The organism is Schlesneria sp. (assembly GCF_036405755.1).
Taxonomy (GTDB): Bacteria; Planctomycetota; Planctomycetia; order Planctomycetales; family Planctomycetaceae; genus Schlesneria; species Schlesneria sphaerica.
Window position 1 is genome coordinate 1 of the sequence record NZ_DASWWZ010000152.1, and the last position, 5948, is coordinate 5948.

6 protein-coding genes are annotated in these 5948 nt (G+C 58.1%); 2 read left to right on the forward strand and 4 right to left on the reverse strand.

The window, feature by feature from the left end:
• A partial coding sequence (locus tag VGE80_RS05145) for a hypothetical protein (RefSeq protein ID WP_440591911.1) occupies window positions 1–300 on the forward strand: 300 nt, incomplete at its 5' end.
• Window positions 301–458: 158 nt separating this feature from the next.
• Here the strand turns inward: VGE80_RS05145 and VGE80_RS05150 are convergent.
• The 3 genes from VGE80_RS05150 to floA all read right to left on the reverse strand — a co-directional run bounded on the left by VGE80_RS05150 (window position 459) and on the right by floA (window position 3107).
• On the reverse strand, window positions 459–1376 hold the full coding sequence (locus tag VGE80_RS05150) for an HvfC/BufC family peptide modification chaperone (RefSeq protein ID WP_440591912.1): 918 nt from the start codon (window positions 1374–1376) through the stop codon (window positions 459–461).
• A 57-nt stretch (window positions 1377–1433) separates the two neighbouring features.
• A complete protein-coding gene (locus VGE80_RS05155; RefSeq protein WP_440591913.1) occupies window positions 1434–2048 on the reverse strand; it encodes a thioredoxin family protein in 615 nt (204 codons plus the stop codon).
• A 99-nt stretch (window positions 2049–2147) separates the two neighbouring features.
• Window positions 2148–3107: a flotillin-like protein FloA gene (floA, locus tag VGE80_RS05160; RefSeq protein WP_373653595.1), complete on the reverse strand. Its 960-nt coding sequence runs from the start codon at window positions 3105–3107 to the stop codon at window positions 2148–2150.
• 850 nt (window positions 3108–3957) lie between these two features.
• On the opposite strand from floA, the gene VGE80_RS05165 reads away from it, so the two are divergent.
• Window positions 3958–5349: a hypothetical protein gene (locus tag VGE80_RS05165; RefSeq protein WP_440591914.1), complete on the forward strand. Its 1392-nt coding sequence runs from the start codon at window positions 3958–3960 to the stop codon at window positions 5347–5349.
• Here VGE80_RS05165 and VGE80_RS05170 read toward each other — a convergent pair.
• Window positions 5309–5948: alpha/beta hydrolase (locus VGE80_RS05170; RefSeq protein WP_440591915.1), on the reverse strand; the 640-nt coding region annotated here is incomplete at its 5' end. The two genes, VGE80_RS05165 and VGE80_RS05170, sit on opposite strands and share 41 nt — an antisense overlap.

Here is a 5948-nt window from a genome sequence, read left to right on the forward strand (position 1 = left end):
CTGATCGATTTGATTCTAGGATTGCCAGTGACCATCCTGGGTGTGGCCTGGTGCTTCACGGATGCGGCGGAACGATCTTTTCGTCTGGGTCCCGTGATGAAGCTGTTTCTGATTTTCTTCTTCATCTTCGGGATTTTCGTCTACCTGATTCGAACACGCGGCATGCGCGAATGGCGATCTCTCGTCACGGCAATCGCTTGTATTGTTGCCTTGTTCGCCTGTCTGTTCGGAACGGCGTACTTAACCGCCAGTCTTTTTTTCGATGCTGACGGAAACCAGGGTGCGATCTGGTTTAGTTAGAAATATATCGCCTGCGGTCCGGGCTTCATGACCGATAGTCTGATGTCAAATTGAATTCCTCTACCTGTCACGCCGGTTCAATTGAGGTCGCTGTTCCAGCGGTGCGACAGGACGACAGCCTGCTTAATCGCAAATTCACTCGTCAATGGGGGCGGGTTTTAGCGTCGTTGGATGGCGTTCGCGGGCGTCACTTCAAGGACTTCGGCAAATAGCGGTGCTGCGGTCCATTCACGAAACCAATGCTGCAAGTCGTTCTTCAGAGAATCGAGATCGAATTCGGGAATGCCGCACAAAGTCTGCAGAGCCACGCCGACGGGCTGTTGCTGGTAAAGTGCCGACAAGAGATGGTACTGGGAGCGAGTCACTTCGAACCGGCGAACGATGTAATCACGGCGCGTAATCACCAGATACACGGGGCGGGGGTTCGGAAGAGTGGGTGGCGTTCCGCGACGAACGGCGGTGGCGTATTCGTGAACCGGGAATCCGAACTCCCTCAGTCGCACAGACGCATGAAACCCGAGCACTGATGCCGCAAATTTTTCGGGCGATAAACCGGCAAGAGAATCGGCGCTGAGTGACGGAACTCGCTCCGGGCCGGGACCGTCAAAGATGTCATTGTAAACGGCTTCCAGGCGTGTGAGGTCAATCAGAAAGTCGGCAAAATCGAACTCAGCACTCCCGGGATTGCTCTCGCGAGGGGGGCGGGTCGACCGGAGGTAGGACTCGAACGAGGCACCCAGTTCCGCCAGGGTGTAGCTCTTCGACGGGTTGCTGACGAGATAGCCGAATGCCAGGCCATCGAAGGCATCGTCGCCCGCCGCCTGCCGCACTGCAGGAAACTGAGAACGCAGGCAGTCCAGCAGGCGTCCGAAGTAGGCGTTGCCGTAAATCCGCAGCCGATCGACACTGCTCAGGCGCTGCGAGGGGAGAATGACTGACTCAACATCGGAGACGCTGGTCGCGATTCGGTCCATCGCCGGAGAGGATGCGATTCCTGCTTCGATCCCCTGGGGATCCGTGATGACGGATTGCAGCCAGCTCTGAATCACGTCGAGGGGAGGGGGGCCGGACGACATTGCGGGGTTCGTTCAGGAAGAGCCGGGGGGATCCGAAGACCCATTCGCGATTTGCGGTTATTTACGTTCGCGGGCGTAGCGGACCCGGCAGCCTCGACCAATCGTTTCCTTGGTCTCAGGGGATTCGCCTTTGAGGGCCGCGTTGATCGCTTCCTCGACGTACCGTCTGGTGACCTTCTCCGCGTCGGTCGAATCGTCGAGTGCTCCCATGTAGACGACCTTGCGGTCCCGGTCCAGTACAAAGTATTCAGGGGTGAACGTGGCCCCGAAATCCCTGGCGATTTTTTGCGATTCGTCATACAGGTAGGGGAACGACAGCTTCTGTTGCTTGGCCCGTTGTGTCAGCTTGTCGAGGCGATCGGGAGCGATCTGGTTCACACAAATCGCAACGAACCCCACCTTGCCGTCGGGACCGCCGTATTGCTTCGACAGGGCATCGAATCTCGCTTCGTAATCCATCGCTGTGGGGCAACTGAGGCAGGTGAAGGAGACGACGAGGACCTGTTTTTCCTTGAGTTCGCTGGTCGAATGAGGGTTTCCGTCTGAGCCAGGCAGTTTTTCCCATGCAGGGGCCACCTGCCCGATGCTCAGAACTTCATTGAATTCACCCGCGATGGCTGTCAGGTGAGCGAGGCAAGTGATGATGGCCGCCAGAAGGATGGTGAGACGCATCAGCAGAGTTCCTTCATTCCATGAATACGTCTTCACCCTGCGACGGTCGTAACGTTCCGCAAGAAGAAGACGGCCGTGAACCACAATCTTGGAAAAACCTTACGCCGCGCCGTTGTGGTTGTCCTGGGCTCGCAGGCAACCCGAGCGGTAGGCGTCCGCCATGGCGAGGGGGATTTCTGCCTCGGCCAGAACGACCTTCGACTGATTCTCGACAGTGAGTGCTTTCATTTCCTGTTCGGCAGCGACGGCCCGAGCCCGTCGTTCTTCGGCCTTCGCGCGGGCAATACGCATGTCGGCTTCCGCCTGGTCCGCCTGCAGGCGGGCGCCAATGTTGTCACCCACATCGATGTCCGCGATATCAATCGAAACGATGGCGTAGGCGGTCTGGGAATCGAGTCCCTTGGCGAGCACCGTTCTGGCGATCAGCGTGGGATTGGCGAGAACTTCGTTATGCGTGTTACACGAGCCGATGGCCGAGACGATCCCTTCGCCGACGCGAGCGACAATCGTGTCCTCGGTGGCTCCACCGACGAGCTGTGCGAGGTTGGTGCGAACCGTCACACGCGCACGTGCTTTCAACTGGATCCCGTTCTTGGCGACACCGTCGAGCGTGGTCCGGCCGAATGATTTCGGGTCCGGGCAATCGATCACCTTGGGATCGACACTGGTCTGAACGGCTTCCAGGACGTTTCGTCCTGCCAGGTCGATAGCGGCGGCGGTATCCCAGTTCAGATTGATACGGGCACGATGAGCGACGATCAGTGCCCGGACCACCGTTTTGATATTGCCGTCGGCCAGATAATGCCCTTCCAGCCGCTCGGTCGTCACTTCTTTCAGACCGGCCTGCACGGCCATGATCTTGGCGTCGACGATGGCGGTCGGGTTCACCTTCCGCAACGACATGAAGAAGAGTGCAAGCGGGCTGATTTTCGCCCGCGTGACGAAGGCTCGCAGCCAGAGTCTGAAGTAGGCTGCGAAGATAGCAAGTCCCACCACGACAAGGAGAACACCAGCGCCAATTACGATGATCATCAGGGCTTGGATCGTCTCTTTACTCATCGAAGTCGTTCCTGAACGAGAGCAGTGGTGCCTGTCGTAACCTGATTCACTACGCGAGGGGATTCACTACGGGATGCGGGACCCCGGTCAGATGGTCAACTCCGTTACTGCCGCTTTGACTGGATCGCCAGAATCGGATTCTGTGGGAGGAGACAGCGGTGATGGGAGGCAGTCTCTGATTCCGTGGTCCGATCCTGATCCGGATCATCTCGAGCAGCGGATCGATTCTAGGATGCACGGGGGGAATGGTCGAGCGACTGTCTCAATTCGATTCATAAAAACAAAAACCGCAGCCACATTGCTGTGACTGCGGTTTTTTGAGAGACCGTGGAAGTGTCGCCTTGCTCTTCCCGCCAGAATTGCAAGCGAACCACGGCCGGGACGCATTTCAGGGTGATCCAGTCGCAACACAATTCACATCACAGTCGACCGCGAGGTCTTGTATGGTGCGGGGCGGTATTGTCGAAGGAGGATCGCTCGTTGCCTTTTTACAAGTGTAACTGACGTTTCGTGAACTGTTTCACGCACAATATAAATCGGCGGGATTCGCCGTTATCACGAGTCTCTCGGACAAAAGTTGTCGGCTTTCGCCGGACCGATGTCTGGAAAACGGGGTAAGACGAACATTCGGTGTGGCGAGACATTTCCGGTTCTCGCGTCACGGCAGCCTCGCCGCCGCTGGACGAACATCCCTACAATTCCATCGTCAGTCAAATCCCGCATGTTCTGACCTCCACCGCTGTCTCACGCCAGCTCAATGACGAGGACCGAACTGCTGGAATGCGTTGGAGTATCCTCGGCACGGATGTCGGGTCTGTGGATCCGCACATTTCTTTCAGGAGATTCAGACATGGCTACCGTCCTGCAGACAGCAAACGATTCTCTCGCCAAGTTAACCGAACACTCCTGGAAGCCTCAGCCCGCGCCAGCACGCGTTGTCCATCAACTTCTGAATGAATGCCTGCAGCAGAGCCCCTTCGGCGCAGCGCTGTCACAGCGGATGCTCGCTGAAACGGGGACTCGCCTGCTCGATTGGATCGACCACTTTGGGATTCCCCACGTCGACCCGATGCTCGGCGAATTGCCCGGCGTCGGATATGTCGAGACGAAGTCAGATGGGGGCGAAGCTGTCTGGCATCATCCTGAAGGACTCTTTCCCCGGATTCGAGTGATCGACGGGAAAAGACGCGAATTGGCGATCAAGGTCGAGTCCGTGGCGGATTTTCTGTTTGCTCACGAAATGACTGATGTTGCGATTGAAGGGGAACCCTGGTCTGCACTGCGGCGAGCTCGCGTTGCCAGCGATGCTGGTGTCGATGTGATCGTCGTTGAACGGCATGGAACCCTGGCGTTTGAACCCTCAGCGGCCGATTCCCTCATCACGGCTCTCGTCGCGCTGCACTACGAACGATTTCTGCTTCGCCGGCGTGACTTTGAACAGGACGCGGAAGGCTTTGCTGCGGCGGGAGAGCTTGCCGATGCGGCGATGAAGGACCTCGGACGTGATCGGGCCTGTGAACTGTTCTTCAAAGCCGAGCGACAGTACTGGCAGCAGCGAAATCGAGCGGGGCGAATCCAACTTGCCCGGCAAGCGGTGCTGGGGTTGGGGTGGGCGAACCACGATCATCACACCTATCGTTCCAGTCGTGAGACCTTTGTGCTGCTGATCGCATTTCTGGAAAAGCTCGGCTTTGTCTGTCGCGAGCGCTTCTACGCGGGCCGCGAAGCGGGCTGGGGAGCGCAGGTCATCGAACACCCGGTGACGGGTGTCACCATCTTTGCGGACGTTGATCTTTCTCCTGAGGAACTGGCCCAAGACTTCTCACACGAACCGCTTCCCGCCCGAGCCCAGTTGGGGACAGTCGGGCTGTGGTGTGCCCTGCATGGCGAAGCATTTCTGCAGGCCGGGATGCACCATCTCGAATGCCAGTTCGACTTCTCTGCGACGCGCGATCAGTTGAAAGAGGCGGGGATCGACACGATGCCGCCGTTCACGGACTTCCCGTATCTGCGTCAGGCGTTTACGCGAGGCGAGCAGTGGAAGGTCAGGCCTGAACGAGTCGAGCGGCTTCGTGCGGCGGGTCGAATCACTGACGCCCAGGCCAACCAGTTTCTCTCTCAGGGAGCCTTGGGGTCCCACCTCGAGATTCTGCAGCGGGATGACGGATATAAAGGGTTCAATCAAACTGGCATCAATGAGATTATTTCAGCAACAGATCCCCGCCGATCGCTGCACCAGTAACTTTCAGGTGCGGGCGTTGATTCGACAGCGTCTCGCGCGGGTCGAGGGAGGTATCGAAAAAATCACTGATACGTCGATCATATTCGATCGGGGCCACATGCCGGGCGCGGTTGTGCTTGGCGGCGGGGACCAGCCACAGTTTCGCCCTCGGAGAATCCAGGCGGCGGTATAAGTGACGCCCGACATCCGGGTGGACATAGTTGTCACGTTCCCCAGCGACCAGCAGTACCGAGCGATTTTTCAGCAGCTGCAGCCAGTTCTCCAGAACCACATAGGGGCGTTTCCGCAGAAGTTGACTGGTCCAGCGAACCAGGACCGATGTCAGGCGGATGTGCCACATTGGCAACAGCGGCAGGAAGACGCGGGGAACGTAGAGTGTTGCCCAGCGGGAAATGAAGTGCACCAGCAGGGCATCGGTGGAATACGCACCCTCACAGAAGACAGCCTTCACACGTTCTGACCGGGCAGCAGCGATCAATGCGGGAGTCGATCCGCGACTGACCCCCATCACTCCCAGCGGCAGGTGATTAAGGTCTGGTCGGCTGGCGATGAAGCGGAGTGCCGAAAGGGCATCTTCCACTTCAAACTCGGTGGCCCAG

Excerpts from the sequence above, each read along its gene's own strand:
- VGE80_RS05165 (WP_440591914.1), top strand. The coding sequence starts at position 3,958 with ATGGCTACCGTCCTGCAGACAGCAAACGATTCTCTCGCCAAGTTAACC.
- VGE80_RS05150 (WP_440591912.1), bottom strand. The coding sequence starts at position 1,376 with ATGTCGTCCGGCCCCCCTCCCCTCGACGTGATTCAGAGCTGGCTGCAA.
- VGE80_RS05155 (WP_440591913.1), bottom strand. The coding sequence starts at position 2,048 with ATGCGTCTCACCATCCTTCTGGCGGCCATCATCACTTGCCTCGCTCAC.
- floA (WP_373653595.1), bottom strand. The coding sequence starts at position 3,107 with ATGAGTAAAGAGACGATCCAAGCCCTGATGATCATCGTAATTGGCGCT.